Source organism: Shewanella sp. SM69 (genome assembly GCF_025653985.1).
GTDB lineage: Bacteria > Pseudomonadota > Gammaproteobacteria > Enterobacterales > Shewanellaceae > Shewanella > Shewanella oncorhynchi.
On record NZ_JAKKRV010000013.1, the window covers coordinates 124,398 to 142,222 of the forward strand.

At 45.0% G+C, this 17,825-nt stretch carries 20 protein-coding genes; 7 read left to right on the forward strand and 13 right to left on the reverse strand.

Going from position 1 to position 17,825, the window contains the following annotated elements:
- Positions 1-24: 24 nt before the first annotated feature.
- The 4 genes from L5M37_RS17060 (at position 25) to dolP (ending at position 3,508) form a co-directional block, all read left to right on the forward strand.
- Complete coding sequence (locus tag L5M37_RS17060) at positions 25-1,920, forward strand: penicillin-binding protein activator (RefSeq protein WP_263201338.1); 1,896 nt, start codon at positions 25-27, stop codon at positions 1,918-1,920.
- Entirely contained in the window at positions 1,917-2,243 is a 327-nt protein-coding gene (locus L5M37_RS17065; RefSeq protein ID WP_105250524.1) for a YraN family protein, read from the forward strand. The genes L5M37_RS17060 and L5M37_RS17065 overlap by 4 nt, the downstream gene beginning before the upstream one ends.
- Positions 2,244-2,351: 108 nt before the next feature.
- Positions 2,352-2,945 (forward strand): phosphoheptose isomerase, encoded by a 594-nt coding sequence (locus L5M37_RS17070; protein ID WP_105250525.1) that lies wholly within the window; start codon positions 2,352-2,354, stop codon positions 2,943-2,945.
- Positions 2,942-3,508 carry a division/outer membrane stress-associated lipid-binding lipoprotein gene (gene dolP, locus L5M37_RS17075; protein WP_105250526.1) on the forward strand — a complete coding sequence of 189 codons (567 nt, stop codon included), beginning with the start codon at positions 2,942-2,944 and terminating at the stop codon, positions 3,506-3,508. The genes L5M37_RS17070 and dolP overlap by 4 nt, the downstream gene beginning before the upstream one ends.
- Before the next feature lie 75 nt (positions 3,509-3,583).
- On the opposite strand, the gene L5M37_RS17080 is transcribed toward dolP, so the two are convergent.
- Positions 3,584-4,468: a DMT family transporter gene (locus L5M37_RS17080; protein WP_263201340.1), complete on the reverse strand. Its 885-nt coding sequence runs from the start codon at positions 4,466-4,468 to the stop codon at positions 3,584-3,586.
- Between the two features lie 119 nt (positions 4,469-4,587).
- Here L5M37_RS17080 and L5M37_RS17085 point away from each other — a divergent pair, with 119 nt between their 5' ends.
- Positions 4,588-5,460, forward strand: a complete 873-nt coding sequence (locus L5M37_RS17085; RefSeq protein ID WP_173913161.1) for a LysR substrate-binding domain-containing protein — start codon at positions 4,588-4,590, stop codon at positions 5,458-5,460.
- A gap of 61 nt (positions 5,461-5,521) precedes the next feature.
- On the opposite strand, the gene trpS is transcribed toward L5M37_RS17085, so the two are convergent.
- From trpS to rpe, 3 genes are all read right to left on the reverse strand, one after another.
- Entirely contained in the window at positions 5,522-6,520 is a 999-nt protein-coding gene (gene trpS, locus L5M37_RS17090) for a tryptophan--tRNA ligase (RefSeq protein ID WP_263201341.1), read from the reverse strand.
- Between the two features lie 63 nt (positions 6,521-6,583).
- Positions 6,584-7,261 (reverse strand): phosphoglycolate phosphatase, encoded by a 678-nt coding sequence (locus tag L5M37_RS17095; protein ID WP_263174068.1) that lies wholly within the window; start codon positions 7,259-7,261, stop codon positions 6,584-6,586.
- 2 nt (positions 7,262-7,263) lie between these two features.
- Positions 7,264-7,938 carry a ribulose-phosphate 3-epimerase gene (rpe, locus tag L5M37_RS17100; protein WP_012090481.1) on the reverse strand — a complete coding sequence of 225 codons (675 nt, stop codon included), beginning with the start codon at positions 7,936-7,938 and terminating at the stop codon, positions 7,264-7,266.
- Between the two features lie 276 nt (positions 7,939-8,214).
- Between rpe and L5M37_RS17105 the strand changes: the two genes are divergently transcribed.
- Together L5M37_RS17105 and L5M37_RS17110 are read left to right on the forward strand one after the other, a co-directional pair.
- On the forward strand, positions 8,215-8,580 hold the full coding sequence (locus tag L5M37_RS17105) for a hypothetical protein (RefSeq protein ID WP_105250531.1): 366 nt from the start codon (positions 8,215-8,217) through the stop codon (positions 8,578-8,580).
- Complete coding sequence (locus L5M37_RS17110; RefSeq protein ID WP_263201342.1) at positions 8,580-8,765, forward strand: DUF2970 domain-containing protein; 186 nt, start codon at positions 8,580-8,582, stop codon at positions 8,763-8,765. The genes L5M37_RS17105 and L5M37_RS17110 overlap by 1 nt, the downstream gene beginning before the upstream one ends.
- A gap of 18 nt (positions 8,766-8,783) precedes the next feature.
- Here L5M37_RS17110 and L5M37_RS17115 read toward each other — a convergent pair whose 3' ends face one another.
- The 9 genes from L5M37_RS17115 to L5M37_RS17155 all read right to left on the reverse strand — a co-directional run bounded on the left by L5M37_RS17115 (position 8,784) and on the right by L5M37_RS17155 (position 17,786).
- On the reverse strand, positions 8,784-9,623 hold the full coding sequence (locus tag L5M37_RS17115; RefSeq protein WP_131525404.1) for a Dam family site-specific DNA-(adenine-N6)-methyltransferase: 840 nt from the start codon (positions 9,621-9,623) through the stop codon (positions 8,784-8,786).
- 48 nt (positions 9,624-9,671) lie between these two features.
- Positions 9,672-11,090, reverse strand: a complete 1,419-nt coding sequence (locus tag L5M37_RS17120) for an AAA family ATPase (protein ID WP_263201343.1) — start codon at positions 11,088-11,090, stop codon at positions 9,672-9,674.
- A gap of 18 nt (positions 11,091-11,108) precedes the next feature.
- On the reverse strand, positions 11,109-12,185 hold the full coding sequence (gene aroB / locus L5M37_RS17125) for a 3-dehydroquinate synthase (RefSeq protein ID WP_113941457.1): 1,077 nt from the start codon (positions 12,183-12,185) through the stop codon (positions 11,109-11,111).
- 9 nt (positions 12,186-12,194) lie between these two features.
- Positions 12,195-12,710, reverse strand: coding sequence for a shikimate kinase AroK (gene aroK / locus L5M37_RS17130; RefSeq protein WP_006083542.1), 516 nt, complete (start codon positions 12,708-12,710; stop codon positions 12,195-12,197).
- Between the two features lie 216 nt (positions 12,711-12,926).
- Positions 12,927-14,978, reverse strand: a complete 2,052-nt coding sequence (locus L5M37_RS17135; RefSeq protein ID WP_113941458.1) for a type IV pilus secretin PilQ — start codon at positions 14,976-14,978, stop codon at positions 12,927-12,929.
- Positions 14,979-14,999: 21 nt separating this feature from the next.
- Positions 15,000-15,515, reverse strand: a complete 516-nt coding sequence (locus tag L5M37_RS17140) for a pilus assembly protein PilP (protein WP_263201344.1) — start codon at positions 15,513-15,515, stop codon at positions 15,000-15,002.
- Complete coding sequence (locus L5M37_RS17145) at positions 15,515-16,138, reverse strand: type 4a pilus biogenesis protein PilO (RefSeq protein ID WP_263186317.1); 624 nt, start codon at positions 16,136-16,138, stop codon at positions 15,515-15,517. Before L5M37_RS17145 ends, L5M37_RS17140 begins: the two co-directional genes overlap by 1 nt.
- Positions 16,135-16,719, reverse strand: coding sequence for a PilN domain-containing protein (locus L5M37_RS17150; protein WP_105250539.1), 585 nt, complete (start codon positions 16,717-16,719; stop codon positions 16,135-16,137). The genes L5M37_RS17145 and L5M37_RS17150 overlap by 4 nt, the downstream gene beginning before the upstream one ends.
- A complete protein-coding gene (locus L5M37_RS17155) occupies positions 16,707-17,786 on the reverse strand; it encodes a pilus assembly protein PilM (RefSeq protein ID WP_105253014.1) in 1,080 nt (359 codons plus the stop codon). The genes L5M37_RS17150 and L5M37_RS17155 overlap by 13 nt, the downstream gene beginning before the upstream one ends.
- Positions 17,787-17,825: the final 39 nt, after the last annotated feature.

Sequence of the window (17,825 nt, forward strand, 5' to 3'; positions counted from 1 at the left end):
TGCATCTTACCAGAGTGAAGCCCAGTGTTAAAAAGCCTGAATACAACTAAGTTCGTTTCCGTGGCCATTTTATCGGTAATCTTGGCGGGTTGTGGCACTTCAACGCCCACCTCGACCGGAACTGCACCCACAGTGGCCACCTCTTTAGCATCCGCACCTTTGTCGGCCAATGTGTATTTGGCACAAGCCGCCAATAGCAAAGATCCGCAGCAGCGCGATACTAATCTGCTGCTCGCAGCCCATGCCTACATCAATGCCAACGACTACGCAGCAGCGCAGAAGCTACTAAAATCGATACAGCCAAGCTTGAATCAGAGCCCAACATTTCTGGCCGAACATAAATACTTGACCGCGCGCGTGCTTGAACATACGTCCACCTATAGTGATGCACTTAAAGTTCTGAATTATCCAAGCAATTGGAGTTTGCCAAGCTGGCAGATGACGGCTTATCACCAATTCAAGGCGCATTTATATCAATTGAATAAACAGCCTATTGAGCAAGTGCGTGAACTAAGTTTACTGACGACTTACTTGCCCCCCGCCCAAGCCAACGAGGTGAATAACGCGATTTGGCAAGTTCTGCAGCCAATGCACGAACAAACCTTAAAAGCCTTTACCCAAGATGCTAAGACTCCTGTGTTTACGGGTTGGTTGCAATTGGCTTATATCGCGAAACATTATGCTGTCGATCCGACACAGTTGGTACGCTACTTAGGCGAATGGCAGAAACAAAATCCTTATCATCCTGCAGCGGCTAAGCTACCCGCCGATCTTGACAGAGCCTTAAATGCTAAGCCATTTACGCCAAAAAACATTGCGGTGCTGTTGCCGCTGACGGGCCCAAGAGCTAACGCTGCCAATGCAATTCGCCAAGGCATATTAGCCAGTTACATGGCCAAGCAAAATGACCAAGTCGCAGTCAACTTTTATGACACGGCAAACGATGCTGCCAGCGCTTACCAACAGGCGCTAACTGCGGGAGCAGAATTTATTATTGGCCCATTATTGCCTACGGAAATTGAACAACTGCAAGTGATGAATGCGGCAAACACTGCCGCCACGAATGCGGTGGCGAATACTGCTAACTCAGACAAAACGGCCAATACAGCACCTGCTGCGCCTGTACCACAACTATTTTTAAATCAGGTTGATAAGTTCACACCCGATCCGAATAAGTTCTACTTTGCATTATCTCCCGCACAAGAGGCGGCCGATGCGGCGGAGCATTTATATCAAGATGGCGTCACTATGCCGTTACTGCTGGCCAGTAACGATGCCCTTGGCAAACGCATGGCCGAAAGCTTTATTCAAGCATGGAAAAAGAAGAGCGATAACCCTGTCGAAGTTCACTACTTCGATGGCGGTGATAAAATGCGCACCACAGTACAAGATGCCCTTGGAGTGCGCGATAGCCAAGAGCGGATCGCCCGTATTAAAGAGCTGTTAGGCAATTCAGTACAAGCCGACTTCCGTTCACGCCAAGATATTGATGCCATTTATATGATTTCAACCCCACAGGATCTAACCCTGCTCAAGGCCTTTATCGACGTCAACTTTAGCGTTTTCACACAACCTGTGCCTTTATATACCTCAAGCCGCAGCCGAGTTGAAAATGAAAGCACACAAACGGCGCAGGATTTAAATAACCTGACCCTAAGCGACGCACCTTGGCTAATGCAAAACGGCGAAGAAAATCTGATGGTCAACACACTATTTTCGGGCTGGAATAACAGTCAGAAACGTTTGTTTGTTATGGGTTATGATGCAATGGATTTGATCGGCCGTTTAGCGCAAATGCGCTCATTCACGGGTTATCAATTCAATGGTCGCAGTGGTGCTTTATCTGTCAGTCCAGATGGCATAGTCAACCGCCAATTAAGCTGGGGACGTTATGAAAGAGGTAGCTTCCGCCAGTTATGACACTCGGACAGCAGGCAGAATCGCACGCCCAACGTTACCTTGAACAACAAGGCTTAACTTTTGTCGAACGTAATGTCCGCTATCCGTTTGGGGAAATTGATTTAATCATGCGCCATAAAAACCATTGGGTATTTGTCGAAGTGAAGTATCGTTCGGCAAATCAATATGGCGGCGCATTACAGGCCCTAAGCAGCGCGCAGATTTCGCGAATTCGCAAAGCGGCTAGCCACTATTTACAACTCAATAGACTCGATGTGCCCTGTCGTTTCGATGTCATCGCCATGGAAGCCGATCAAATTCATTGGCTAGTCGATGCCTTTTAAGTGCCAATAGTGAAAGAGTGACTACACAAATTATTTTAACGTCTGTGCCTCAACACGCTTGTGGAAATATGGCATGATAGCAACACTTTATCCTGAAAGGATTTATCCATGTTAGAACGCATTAAAGACAGCTTTACTGAATCTATCCAGACAAAAATCGATGCAGCCGAAGCACTGCCAGAATCCATCGCCAAAGCGGCCGAGATGATGGTGCACTGTCTTTTGGGTGGCAATAAAATCCTTGCTTGCGGTAACGGCGGCAGTGCTGGTGATGCGCAACATTTCTCAGCAGAACTGCTAAACCGCTACGAGATTGAGCGTCCACCCTTACCAGCCATCGCTCTGTCTACCGATACTTCAACCATCACAGCTATCGCCAACGACTATAGCTATGATGAGATTTTCTCAAAACAGATTTTTGCCTTAGGTCAACCGGGCGACATTCTGCTAGCAATCTCGACCAGTGGTAACTCAGGTAACGTGATTAAAGCCATTGAAGCCGCATTAAGCCGCGACATGACTATCGTAGCGCTAACAGGTAAAGATGGCGGTGCTATGGCTGGCCTACTGAGCGTGAACGATGTGGAAATCCGCGTACCTTCAAATGTCACTGCACGTATCCAAGAAGTGCACCTACTGGTGATCCATTGCCTGTGTGACAATATTGACCGCACCCTCTTCCCACAGGACGAGCAGCAATGAGACACGCTGCCCCGCTGTTAATGGTTTGCTTGCTGCTTCAAGGCTGCGCCGGTGCCGTTATGGTGGGCGCAGTCAGTGGCGCTATGATGGCCAACGACGAACGTACTGTTAAGACTCAGCTTGATGATACCAATACTGATTTTAAGATCACCAGCGCACTGCTAGAGCAAGAAGATCTTAAAAAACAAACGAATATCACAGGTGTATCCGTCAATGGCAATGTACTTATGATAGGCCAAGCCCCTAACTCTACGTTAAGGGATAAAGCCATCAAGGTCGTACAAGATCTTAAGCTCGGCGGCAAAATACATAATCAAATCCGCATTGGCAATCCAACCTCTTTCACCACCCGCAGCAATGACACTTGGGTTACGACCAAAGTGAAGGGCCGCATGCTGAACGAAAAAGATTTGGATGTGACTCGCATTAAAGTCATCACTGAAAATGGTGAAGTCTTCCTGCTGGGGGTTATTCATCGCTCACAAGCAGACTTAGCTGTTGATATCGCCCGTAATACTGCTGGCGTGCGTAAAGTGGTGAAAGTATTTGAGTATGCTAAGTAATTTTGCAGTTTACCTATTTAAAACTTGAGCCTAAGTGGTGAGCTAACTCGCCCACTTAGGCTTAAACCCTCGCGGTTATTTTCCCGTGAGTGTATCCGCTATCTTAGGTGCCGATTTTGATAAGAGCGATCCTAACCAAGGTAAAAACAACGAAGGTAATACGATTAAGGCGGCACCGAGCCAACTTAAGTTATCCAACCATTCATCGAACAACAACCAGCCTAAAAAGACAATAAACAACAAGCCTGTGTATTCCGCAATCGCGATATCACTCGCCTGGGCCTTGCGGTAAGCCAGCACACAAAACCAGTGATAAACCAATAAAAATGCGTTGCTCAGCAAGGCCACGCCCACCAGCTCCCAACTCAAACCCTCAATCCCTTGAAACGCTGCAATCACTAACGTTGCCGGAATACCCAGCAAGTTATATAGCATTAGCGTTAGCACGGGATTCTCAGCATGGGGCACTTTTTTAAGTGCTAACTGATTCACTGCAAAGGTAAAAGCAGAAAACAGCACAGCAATGCCGTACCAGTTCATTTCGCTCGGTCGCAGGATAATCAAGATGCCGACAAAACCTAAGCCAGTACAGATTGTCTGAGCAGCGGTGATCCTCTCGCTCAGGAAGAAATACCCCATCAAAATAATCATTAGCGGTGCAGAGTAAAACAATGAGCTAACTGTCGCGAGCGGCAATGCCATTAAGCCTATAATTAAAAAAAGCGCGCCAACTGAGCCTATGTTGGCACGCCAAAGGTGAACTGAGATATGTGTCGTCATCGGACGCTGCGAATACAGCCACACTGGCAACAACATAAATACTGAAGAGATTTGCCTGACAAGGAGGAAAGTCGAGGCACTCGCATCGTCCGGTAACCACTTGATCGACACATCATAGAAGGCACTGAATAGGTTACCTACTATCAATAAAATCAAACCAATAACTACTGGGCGTTGCATTTTTAACATCCATAAATCTCAATGGCGGCATGATAATCCTCGCAAAACTTAAGCTGAAATGATGCTTTCTCATGCTAGATGAATTAAATTCATACTAAAGCCTTTAGATATTGAAAATCATGAGAAAGCTCCCGCCATTACGCGCTCTACAAGTGTTTGAAGCTGCCGCCAGACAGCAGCATTTTTCTAAGGCCGCCGATGAACTGTGCATCACCCAAAGTGCAGTGTCGCACCAAGTGCGAGTATTAGAAGAGTATTTTGGCGAGCAACTGTTTGACCGTCAGGGGCGTAAACTGCAGTTAACGCCTAAGGGGCACGGACTATTTTTAGAGTTAGAGAGGATATTCAACGAGTTAAGCGACCTCAACTTAAAAGTACGCGATACGCCAAATCAACAGCTCTGCCTAGCCGTTTACAGCTCATTTTCAGTAAAATGGTTAATCCCAAGGCTCGCCGATTTTCGCCGCCAATATCCGAGTGTGAAAATACGCCTCGAGATGATCACCCAAGATCCTGATCTAAGCACCAGTACCGCGGATATCTTCATTGCCGGTAAGCTAAATCAACGTGGCTATTGGCAACAGTTACTGCACAAAGAGCGTTTAATTCCTGTATGCAGCCCCAGTTTTTACCTTAAATGGCGCGACATAAGCCTGAGTAATTTCCAGCAACAAGCCCTGCTGGTGGTTGATGAAGGACCATTAGGGCTCGACTGGCACAAGTGGTCATCGGCGCACCAAATACCACTCGATAACGAACAACAGCATGTATTTAGTCATATTGTAATGGCGATTGAAGCGGCGATTGCTGGCCAAGGCTTAGCCCTAGCACCGGATTTTATGGTGGCTGGCGATATCACAACGGGGCGTTTAGTCGCCTTGAATCTGCCCGATGTGCATACCGGATTTGAATTTACCTTCTTTTGTAAGCAACGCCGTTTATCAGAACCTGCGATTGCCGCTTTCTCATCTTGGCTAAAATCACAGGCTTAGGATGAATTTACAGGCACAAAAAAGCCGACGCGAACGTCGGCTTAATTTATCGATCGATTGATTACACTAACAAACCAATCTTCTCATACACTTTCTTCAGGGTCACTTCGGCACGCGCCTGCGCACTCTGTGCACCAGCTTTCATCACTTGGTCTAAGTAAGCGCGATCGCTACGAATCGCGCGGTAACGCTCTTGCAGTGGTTCTAACATGCTCACAACCGCGTCACCTGCTGCACCTTTCAAATGGCCATACATCTTGCCTTCAAACTCGGCTTCTAGGCTCGCAATGCTTTGCCCAGTCACACCCGACATGAGACTCAGCAGGTTAGAAACACCCGGCTTATTATCCACATCAAAACGCACGACTGGCGGCTCATCACTGTCTGTCATGGCTTTTTTCAGCTTCTTCAGCACTGATTTCGGATCTTCTAGCAGGCCGATAACGTTATTACGGTTATCGTCTGACTTAGACATCTTCTTTAGCGGCTCCTGCAGCGACATGACTTTAGCGCCAAGTTCAGGAATAAACGGCTCAGGAATGGTGAAAGTATCACCATAGGCATTATTAAAGCGAGTAGCGATATCACGCGTTAACTCAAGGTGTTGCTTCTGATCTTGGCCAACGGGGATTTCGTTCGCTTGATAAATCAGAATATCCGCCGCCATCAACACTGGGTAGCCAAATAAACCCACGTTGATGTTGTTAGCGTGCTTTTGTGATTTATCTTTAAACTGAGTCATGCGGCTCAACTCGCCCATTTGGGTATAGCAGTTTAATGCCCAACCCAATTGCGTATGTTGTGGCACCTGTGACTGGATAAACACTGTACTCTTTTTAGGATCTACGCCACAGGCCAAATACAGGGCTAAGGTATCTAAACACGCTTCGCGCAACGCTTTAGGATCTTGGCGCACCGTAATGGCATGCAAATCAACTACACAATACAGGCAGTCGTGGCTATCTTGCATCGCAACCCATTGACGCAATGCACCCATGTAGTTACCTATGGTTAATTCGCCGGACGGCTGTGCACCGCTGAGTACTATGGGTTTGGTCATTACGTCATTGCTCCACTATCTATATAAAAAGACTAAAAAATCGACTAAAGAACAGGTAACCCATTACTTGGTAGGTTTTACCCAGTTCAAAATCTCACTAAATTGCTCACATACGGCATCTGGGCCACTGAGCCCAATATCTTCACCGTAGTTGTAGCCGTAGGTCAAGCCGATTGACGCTATCCCAGCCGCTTTCGCGGCTAAAATGTCGTTTTTAGAATCGCCGACCATCAATAACTCAGTTTTCTCCAATTGCCACTCATGCAATAAGTGCTGCAGCGGCAAAGGGTCGGGCTTCATCTTAGCTAAGGTATCGCCACCTAACACTAAGCTGAAAAAGTCGTTAATCCCAAAGGCATTGAGTAATGGCATGGTAAAACGATAGGGTTTATTGGTGACAACCGCTAACTTAAAGCCTGCATCAAACAAAGTTTGCAGCACTTGATGCACGTCGCTATACAGCGCACTGTGCTTCTCAAGATTCTCTTGGTAATGATGCATAAAAATCGGCATAGCCGCATCAAGGGTTGTTTGCTCAACATCCGTTCCCAAAGCATGACTCATAGCACGGCGCATCAACATCTCTGCACCGTTACCGACCCAAGTACGAACTTGCGCCTCAGAGCAGCTCTTCAAACCTAACTCGGCTAAGGCTTCCTGCGTGGCAACGGTTAGGTCAGGCACACTGTCAATCAGCGTGCCATCTAGATCAAACGCAATCGCTTTAATCTTATCCCACATGGCTATGCCCCAACTTTAGCAAGTTCGGCACGCATCTCATCAACAACGGCCTTATAATCGGGCTTGCCGAAAATAGCCGAGCCCGCAACAAACATGTCCGCACCGGCGGCCGCGATTTCTGCGATATTGTCGACTTTAACGCCGCCATCGACTTCTAAACGAATATCAAAACCACTGGCATCAATACGCGCACGCACTTGGCGCAGCTTATCTAAGGTTGATGGAATAAAGGATTGACCACCAAAACCAGGGTTCACTGACATCAATAGGATCACGTCGAGTTTATCCATCACATGGTCAAGATAATGCAGTGGTGTCGCAGGATTAAACACGAGACCCGCCTTGCAACCGCACTCTTTGATGAGCTGAAGAGTGCGATCGACGTGCTCAGAGGCTTCTGGGTGGAAAGTAATAATAGACGCGCCCGCTTTAGCAAAATCAGGCACGATACGGTCAACCGGCTTGACCATCAAATGCACATCAATATCAGCGGTAATCCCATAGTTACGCAATGCTTGGCACACCATAGGGCCAATCGTTAAGTTAGGAACATAGTGATTATCCATCACATCAAAATGTACTACGTCGGTTCCCGCATCTAACACAGCTTTTACATCGTCACCCAAACGGGCAAAATCGGCAGATAAAATTGATGGAGCAATCAAGAATGGACGCATAAAACACTCGCTGCTATTTGGATAAAAAGTGCCTTATTTTACCCTGAGCCAAGCTAAGCCTCTATAGCTAAAGCCACATTTCTGGCAATTGATCCACTATGCCTATGCCTGCAAAGCAGCACACTCTGCAACTATCGCAGTAAATTGGGGCTTAGATACGGTAAAATAAGCTAATATTTCCGAGCATTTTGGCTGGAATTGATAATTTTTTGTTCATAAACTAAGCGAGTTTGTTATACTCGAGGCGCAGTGCTGGTTCATTCCAAAGGAAGCGTTATGATGGAGCGGTTTAGTCAGTTTTCACACTATGTTAGGTCGGTGACATTTAAGTCATCTATGATGTTGGCATTTACTGCAGTTGTAGTGGCCACGCTAGCTTTTGGCGTTGAAAAACTGACGGAAAATACCGAAACTGCATCTTGCGCTTGTAGCAATGACACTCGTTACAACAATGCACTGCCCAGTAGCCACCCTAATAATCGCTGCGCCGATCAAGCACAAACCTTAAGCTGGAAAACGTGGCTTACAGGTAAAAACCGTTCAAGTCAGTTCCACTTTGTCGATCTACTTGAGCTATTACATGGTCATCAAGATAAACCTATGGATGATCTCAAGCCCACTACGTCGCATCTCGCCTATTAATGCTTAGCCGCATTTGGCAAGTATTCCACAGTACCATTGCCGCCTTTTTCGGGGTACAAACTAGCGAAAATCGTAAAAAAGATTTTCAAACCAGTTCCCCATTGCCCTACATAGTGATGGGCATAGTATTAGCTGGCATCCTAGTGGCAAGTCTGATGTTTCTCGTAGGACAAGTGCTTAGCTAAACGTTATTTATGTTGAAACTAGTCGTCTTTTGGATCGTAGTTTTCATCATATAGCGCCATCAACTCATCCACTTTGTTACGACCACTGCCATTTTGGCTAATGTTGCGTTGCACTTGAATTTTCGCTAAATGCGCACCGCGATATAACTCGCGAGTTAATGGAATATCGTGATTACTAATCAATACCGGAATACCACGCTCTAACGCGGTATGGCGCGAATGACGAGCCAGCAGTGCTTGATCGTCTAAACTAAAACCGGCACCAACATATGTCGTGAAACTGGATGTAGTAGATAACGGTGCGTAAGGTGGATCGCAATAGATAACATCGCCACTGCGTGTCTGCTCAAAGGCTTTTTCGTAACCAATGCATTTAAACTCAGCACGTTGCGCTTTTTCAGAAAAGGCCCAGATTTCCTTTTCGGGGAAATAAGGTTTTTTATAGGAGCCAAAGGGCACATTGAAGCCACCCTTACGGTTATAACGGCATAAGCCATTAAAACCATGGCGATTTAAATAAAGAAAATACACAGAACGCTGGAAAGGGTCGCGACATTTATTAAAGTCGGTCCGCACCTGATAGTAAGCTTCCTTTTGATTCATCTCGTCGACAAACAATGCTTTAGCTGCGGCAATGTATGCTTCTGGTTGATGCTTCACTATCTGATATAACTCGATCAAGTCTTGATTAATGTCACAGAGCAGGTAGCTAGGATAATCCGTATTCAAGAAAACGGATCCTGCACCCACAAACGGCTCGACCAAACGGTCTCCTGCGGGTAAATAACTGGCTAAATCATCCACCAATTTAAATTTACCGCCAGCCCACTTAAGGAAGGCTCTGTGTTTTTTTATCATTTAACTTGATGAATGCCGACAAAAATAAAGGCCATGATTGTACTCTGTTTATTCTGAAATTTCACGATTTGAGAGACTTTCTTCTACTTGATAATCTTTCAAATCGGCCCATTTTCTGACCCAAGGTTGCTCAAAACGATACTCCTTAACCAATTGAGCCGCCGCATTCGAAGCCAATTTGCTACTGCTATAGTGACCAACGAGGACAACCCACCGCTGTTTATACTTTGCGACTCGAACGCCCTCAACATTCTCAAGACTCTTTAATGTCGAACGCAAGGTCTCTAACTGAGCAACACTCGCTATTTGTACGGTATAACCTTTGAGTGGCTTTTGCGGTTCCAAAACTGTTTTATCAACCTTTGCCACCTCTGGCGCTGGAGACTGGACATCTACTGTTTTAGATTGAAGCTCATCATCACCAAAAGACTTGCTACTCACTTCACCAACACTCACTAAGGCTGCATCATCAGGCTCTGGATGTGGTGCCTCACCATGAAATTCACTTAATGGATCGACAGCCTGTTCTGTTTTGGCTTTGGATGTATCTAGTTCGTTAACTTTCACGGTTACGGCCGCAAACTTTAATTGTTCAGCGCGCAGAGCAAAATAGGGGGCTAAGATTTTTTGCCCATAGGACAAGAAAGCGGGTGAATCTATCGCAGGAAAAGTCGCAGTCTCTATGGCTTGCTCTTCAGAAAATGGTTGAGTAACACCAAGCCAAATACCTAGCGCTAACAACATGCTCACAGCTGTCACCATCACAGCTTTATATTTCATCCAAGAAGATGTTTTCTCTTGCGGGCTATGCAAGGCTTTATCTAACAGATTGACCACTTCTTGCGGCGTACCCGTTTGCTTCTCAAGCTGACTGCGTACGATTTCCCTTGGCGTAAAAGGGTTTTGAGCGCTGTATCTCAGCAATGTTTGATACAAAGCTTCACGCTCTGGCATGGTTAACGGCTCAATACTGATAGGCAATATTTGCCGCCGCAATTGCTCGGGTAATTGTGGCAATAGGTCCGCTAAGAATGCCGGTGGAACCGTGAGCGTGACGGCAATATTCTTACCCGCACACTGAATTTGATTGAGAATAATACACTCAGCCCATAGCGCCTTAGGCAATAAATGCGCATCATCGATAATGATATGTAGGGGTTTAGTTTGCGTGCTCGCAAGCCGCAACAGAGTATCGGCGAGGGGAATGTCGTCGTCAAAAATAGGGGATGAAATTAGCTGGACTAGAATTTTGCGGCGGATCTCAGCGTTATCTGCATGCATAGGACAAATCACAAATGCCGCATTTGACTCGTCAAAATCGGTCGCTAATCCGGTAACTAAGGTCGTTTTTCCTGAACCGCTGACACCAGAAAGCACCAGCAGCTGATCGCTATAACTGGCAACATGATGCATTCTTTGTATGAGGGCTTCCTGAGAAGGAAGCAAGACAGAACCCTGAAACGTCACTCGCCCACCACACAGTTTTTATGCGCAGCGAATAACCTGTTCAAGGGTAGATTCTGTGACTTGACTAAACACATCCGCGCGGCCTATTGCCGTTGGGAGCACCAGTCGAATCTGACCGCCTAAAACTTTTTTATCGCGTCGCATATGTTGAATGAAACTGTCGAAATCCATAGATTCCGGCGCACTCACTGGAAGATCAAAAGCTTGTAGTAACTGTATGATACGACAAACGATTGACTCATCGATAAGCCCCAGTGCCTTAGCTGTTTTAGCAGCAAGGACTGTGCCAGCTGACACGGCTTCACCATGCAGCCAATTACCGTAGCCCATTTCGGCTTCAATCGCGTGACCAAAGGTATGACCCAGATTCAACAAAGCACGCACGCCCTGCTCAGTTTCATCTTGGCTAACCACATCGGCTTTAATCTCACAGCAACGAGAGATAGCATAAACTAATGCTTCGGCATCTAAGGTTTTTAGCGCCGTTACATTATCTTCAAGCCATTGAAAAAAATCAGCATCCCACATGATGCCATACTTGATGACTTCCGCCATTCCCGCCGCAAACTCGCGCGCTGGAAGCGTATGTAAACATAAAGTATCGATAAGCACGATTTGTGGCTGATAAAAGGCCCCAATCATGTTTTTACCAAGAGGATGGTTAACAGCCGTTTTACCGCCGACGGAAGAATCCACCTGCGACAATAAAGTTGTCGGAATTTGAATAAAATCGATCCCACGTTGATAACATGCCGCGGCAAAGCCCGTCATATCACCAATCACGCCGCCACCCAAAGCCACCAGCACAGAATCTCGACCATAGTTTTGCTGCAGCAATGCAGTAAAAATAGTATCTAGATGTGCTAAGTCTTTGAATTGTTCGCCATCGGGAAGGATAACACTCTCTACCTCACCAAACGAAGCCATCGTCTCTTGTATCTGTTTTAGATACAAAGGCGCGACAGTTTCATTGGTGACGATAAGAATACGTTTTTTAAGCAGGTAGCGAGACAAGGTCTCGCCATCACTCATCAAATTCTGGCCAATGTAAATGGGATAACTACGTACACCTAAATCAACCTGAATTTGCTTCATAAATTCTGCCTAAAAACCTAATTGCTCAATGATCTGATTTGCGACGATCTTTGCGCTTTGATCATCGGTTTTGACAATCACATCGGCAATTTCTTCGTACAATGGATTACGGATCTCTGCAAGATTCTCCAACACTTCTCGAGGATCATCCACTTGCAATAATGGGCGTCGCTTGTCTCTTTGAGTACGAGCGACCTGTTTGTCGATAGTGGTTTCCAGGTAAACCACAATGCCACGAGCAGACAGATGATTACGGATATCTTTGCTTTGTACTGAACCACCACCGGTGGCAAGGACGATACCTTGTTTCTCAGACAAATCAGCAATAACCTGAGCTTCACGACGACGGAAGCCTTCTTCACCTTCGACGTCAAACACCCAAGCAATATCAGCGCCTGTGCGTTGTTCAATCTCTTGATCCGAATCGTGGAATTCTAAATGCAGCATTTGCGCCAGATGGCGACCAATTGTGCTTTTACCTGCGCCCATAGGGCCTACCAGAAAAATATTACGTTTTTCAGCCATTTCTTGTACGTCTGAATCTTATTGAAAAGTATGCCTATATCGACTCAACATCAAGCCGACCTATATGTTACCTTGCTCTTATGAGACTTGACCGAGGATTATCTCAGCTTAGGGTCTACTATGGCAAGCCATGTGCGCTATTTATGCAAAGAATTGTATTCCAGTAATAATAAAGCCAGCAATCACTGCTGGCTTTAGTCGATACATAGCAAGTGCTTAGATCTTCTCACCGACTATTTTGGGGGTTACGAAAATAAGTAGCTCTTGACGCTCATTTTTGTCTGTTGTGTTCCTAAACAGGAAACCGACTAAGGGAATGTCACCGAGAATAGGGACTTTACTCACACGGCTGATCAAGTTTTGCTGATAAATACCACCAAGGACTATGGTTTCACCGTTATCAACTAGCACTTGAGTGCCAATACGCTGGGTATCGATGGCGACAGCGGGGCCCGTTGGTGTGTCAACCGTCTTGCCCTGAGAGTCTTGGGTGATTTCCAAATCTAAAATAACGCGGTTATCAGGTGTAATTTGTGGTGTAACTCGCAAGGACAACACGGCTTTCTTAAAAGTGACCGAGGTTGCACCGCTTGAAGTCGACTGCACATAAGGGATCTCCACACCCTGCTCAATATAAGCCGCCTTTTGGTTAGAGGTGGTAATACGAGGGCTGGCGATAATTTCACCCTTATTTTCTTGCTCCAACGCACTCAATTCCAAATCAAGAATAGTACCATCTGCCAACTTAGCAACGTGGAATGCGATACTTGTTGGATTGGTCACTGCCGCAGGCAAATTAACGTTCAAACGTTGGTCAGGAGTTGGAATGATGCCGTTGGCAATACTCTGAGCACCTTCTAATGTACCTGAGGTTCCCTTACTGCCCTGCTGATCCGTTACGCCCCAACGTATGCCTAAGTCTTCAGAGACATCATCTTTGACCGTTACCATACGTGACTCGATCAGTACTTGACGAATAGGGATATCGAGTACTTCGACTAAACGATGGATGTTCTCAATCGTTTCTGCCGTATCTTTCACGAGTACAGTGTTGGTACGTTCATCGACCGCAACTGAGCCGCGTGGCGAGAGTAAACTAGAATCTGCACTTTTAAGGAGCTCAGCAATATCGATCGCTTTGGCATAGTTAATTTGCAAGTACTCAGAATACAAAGGTGCTAGCTCTTTAACTTCTTGCCTATTTTTGAGATTTTGGCTTTCACGAATAGCCAACTCTTCGCTCGGTGCCACCATTAAGATGTTGCCTTCGATACGTTTATCTAGGCCTTTGGTTTGTAGAATCAAATCTAATGCTTGGTCCCAGGGCACATCATCCAATCTCAAGGTGATGTTGCCTTCAACAGTATCACTCGTGACTAAGTTAAAATTGTTATAGTCAGCAATGATCTGCAAAACAGTACGTACAGGGATATTTTGAAAGTTAAGCGACAAAGTACGGCCATTGTATTTTTTAACATCTTTCTTGGCGGCAACTCTCTCAACTTTATTCATCGAGAGTCTAAAGAGATTATCCTCTTGCTTGTAACTGAACTCATATTCCCCAGCAATATCAACTAAAATGCGCGTTGTTAGATCTTCTTTAAATGTCTCGAAGCTTTTTACTGGCGTTGAAAAATCTTTCACATCCATAACATAAAGCAGATCACTATTAATATCAGTGTTATATAACTTAACTTCGAGTTTAGCGCCCACTTGCTCAACGTTAACGGCAACCGAGCGGTTATTCAAATAGACCAATAACTCACCGCCACCATTTTCATTACGACGAAAATCGATATTTTTAATGCTATTAACGAAGGGATTTTCTGCCTGAGTCTGAGCGCCCGCAACCTCATCATTAATAGTGAGTCGATATGAGTTGCCCATGACTGAACCTTGGTAAGGTTTCACTTTGGACATACCTAAGGTGACTTTAAGACGAGTATCTTGCTGCTCAGTCATCATGTCAGTTACACCGACTTGATTAATGGGTAAGCGATCCTTAGATAAACCAGAAATACTATTATCAAAGGTTAATACGAGCTCTGCAGGCGAGGCATTAGAGTCAATAACTGGCGGTGTTACCGCTTCTTCAAATACCAACTCTAGCTCTAACTGATGGTCAACCAAGGCATGGTACTTAACATCCATTAATCGGTTTGCAGCATAACTCGATGGCAAAATTCCAAATACCAATGCGATCCCAATAACAGACTTGATTAAGCCTGAAGAAATTAACGGGACTTTTATCGCGGCAGAAGATTTCATTATTCCCTCATCCTTCGCTCGTTATTCTCCAGAAAGTTCTAAATTGCTCGTCCTTTCGGACCAACAACCTGAACCATCTGGAATTAATTCTACTACTTCGACATTTTGTGAAGTAACTTTAGAAATGCGTCCATTAAACAGACCTAAATACTCACCAACTCCCATCCGATAAACACTGCCGTCATTTGTTTCAACTAACGCCCAAGTTGTATCGGCTTCACTTAAGGTGCCACGCATTTTTAAATTATCTAAAGGATAAGTTTCTAATCGTCCTTTTCGACGCTTTAAGTCCGGTTGTAAACAATCTTTGCTGGTATCAACAACCTCTTCCGTTAACTCACGCGAAGGTGGTACAAAAGGGCTACGCATTAACTCGGCTTGATAGGCAAAGTGCTCAAATCTTGGCGGCTCTTTCAAGGGTGGGATATGAGCAACGTGTTGCGCTTTGGTTGTAGTAACAAATAGCTCTAAATCACTACGATCGCCAACACAACCTATTAAAAAAAGACTCAAGGCTAACAAAGGTAAGAATTTCATTATTTCTTCCCCTTATTAGCAGGTTTTTCTGGCGGTAATTCAGCCCCTTCTTTAAAGCGATATGTCTTGGCTAAGATATCCATTGCTAAGTTGCCGGCTTCATCTCGCTTAATGGTAAAATCATGGAGGCTGACGATACGTGGCAACTTAGCGACACCACTCACCATACTACCTAGCTGATGGTAATCTCCCGTTACAGACATTTTAATTGGAAACTCAATATAGAAATCCCGCTGAATTTCGGGCTCCCAATTCAAACTATTAATTTTGAGTCCTGCATCCGTAGCCACAAAAGTTAAATCGTCTAGCAAACCTGGCATTTCATTTTCAGAAGGCAGCATCTTCAGTAACTCTGCAAACTGCACTTCCATCGTCGCTAGCTGATCTCGGTAGAGTTTTAAATTTGCCGCAAGTTGATACTTATTCTTGAAATCATCTCTGAGCTGCACTTCTTTATCTTGCTCTGCGGTATAAATATCTACCGAATCGGAGACGACCAAGAAATATCCCGCAGCAAAAACACAGAGTGCTAAAAGGATCGCGAAAAAGGTTTTAACTTGATTTGGCCAACCACCAATATTTTCAAAGTCGATATCATTAAATTGACTTAGATCGAGTTTCATTTACTCGCTCCTTTTGTCATTTTCTCAGGCTCATCTACACTCGCGCCTTTAATAGTGACTCTCAAACTAAAACGCTGTAACTGCCGTAACTCTTCATTTTGGGTCACGATCGATTGCATATTAGGATCGGTTAACCATTCGGAAGTTTTCACCTTTCGCATCATGTTGGCGACGTTATTGTTCGATTCACTACGCCCTTCAATCAGCAATAAACTGCCCTTTTTCTCTAGGCTAGACAGATATATTCCTGGAGGTACTATTCGAACCAGCTCATCTAACACGTGAGTAGGCAAATTACGGGATTGCTGTAGATTAAGAATAATTTCTGTACGCCGCTCAATGTCTTTCTTACGTTCTGTAATTTTCTTGATCTCAGAAATTTGTGTTTCAAGCAGACTGATTTCCGATTGCAAATAAGCGTTACGTGCTTTTTGCTCATCGGTCATAACATCTAATAAAGATACTGCGACATAGACTAAAATCGCCGACGCTAAAAATACTGCCGCTAAAATACCAATATAGTCGCGCTTTTGTTTTTCTCTCGCCTCTTCTCGCCAAGGGAGTAGGTTTATGTTCGCCATTGACCGTAACTCCTCAATGCTAAGCCACAAGCAACCATATATTTGCTGATTGTAGGTTGCAGCGCACTTTTAACCGACTCATCGGCATGCAAACACCCTTGAAAAGGATCGGCGATAATAGTATGAACACCCAATTCATTCGTCAGTAAATTAGCCATACCTTCTAATTTAGATGTTCCACCGCATAATACGAGGTAGTCGACTTTATCTTTACCGCTGGAAGTGCAATAAATCTGCAGCGTACGTTTTATTTGTTGTAATAGCTGAGTTTGAAAAGGTGACAAAACTTCAAACATATAATTTCGGGGTAAGTCGCCTTCAATCTTTGCTTTCTCAGCTTGATCATAAGACATGCCATAGAAGGATAATATTGACTGAGTAAATTGCTCACCACCGAAAGCTTGCTCACGAATAAAAGTCGTCTCACCCGATTCAACCACAGAGAAAGTCGTCATATTCGCGCCGATATCAACCATAGCGACGGCTTTATGTTTCGCTCCTTCTGGAAGCTGGGCCAGAATTAACTCTGCAGCTCTACCTAGAGCGTAACCTTCAACATCCACCACTTTAGCCTCAAGTTCCACGCTATCCAGCGCATCGACTCTGACATCAATATTGTCAGTGCGGCATGCGCTCAACAGCACATCAACTTTAGTAGGATCGGTACTGTTTACGTTTAGCGTTTCAAAATCTATGCTAACTTCATCGAGTGAATACGGAATAAGGTTATCGGCTTCAATTTCTATCTGTGCCTCCATTTCTTCCTCACTAAGAGAGGCATCCATGTAGATCACTTTCGTCATCACAGCAGAACCCGAAACAGAAACAGCGGCATATTTAACGGATTTAGGCAGGCTACGTTTTATTTGCTTAAGGCATTCAACAACGGCATCAGCATCACGAATATCATGATCGTTAACGGCCCCCTTCTTAATGGGTACCGCGGCATGACTCAATATTTTGTATCCGTCAGCAGTCTTACTCAACAAAATGGCCTTAACTTCATGGGAACCGATATCGATTCCCACCATCTGCGGAGCCTGACGCTTCCATAAATTTGAAAGCATATCCATTGTCACTTTTTTATTTATATTTCAGTAAAAGAG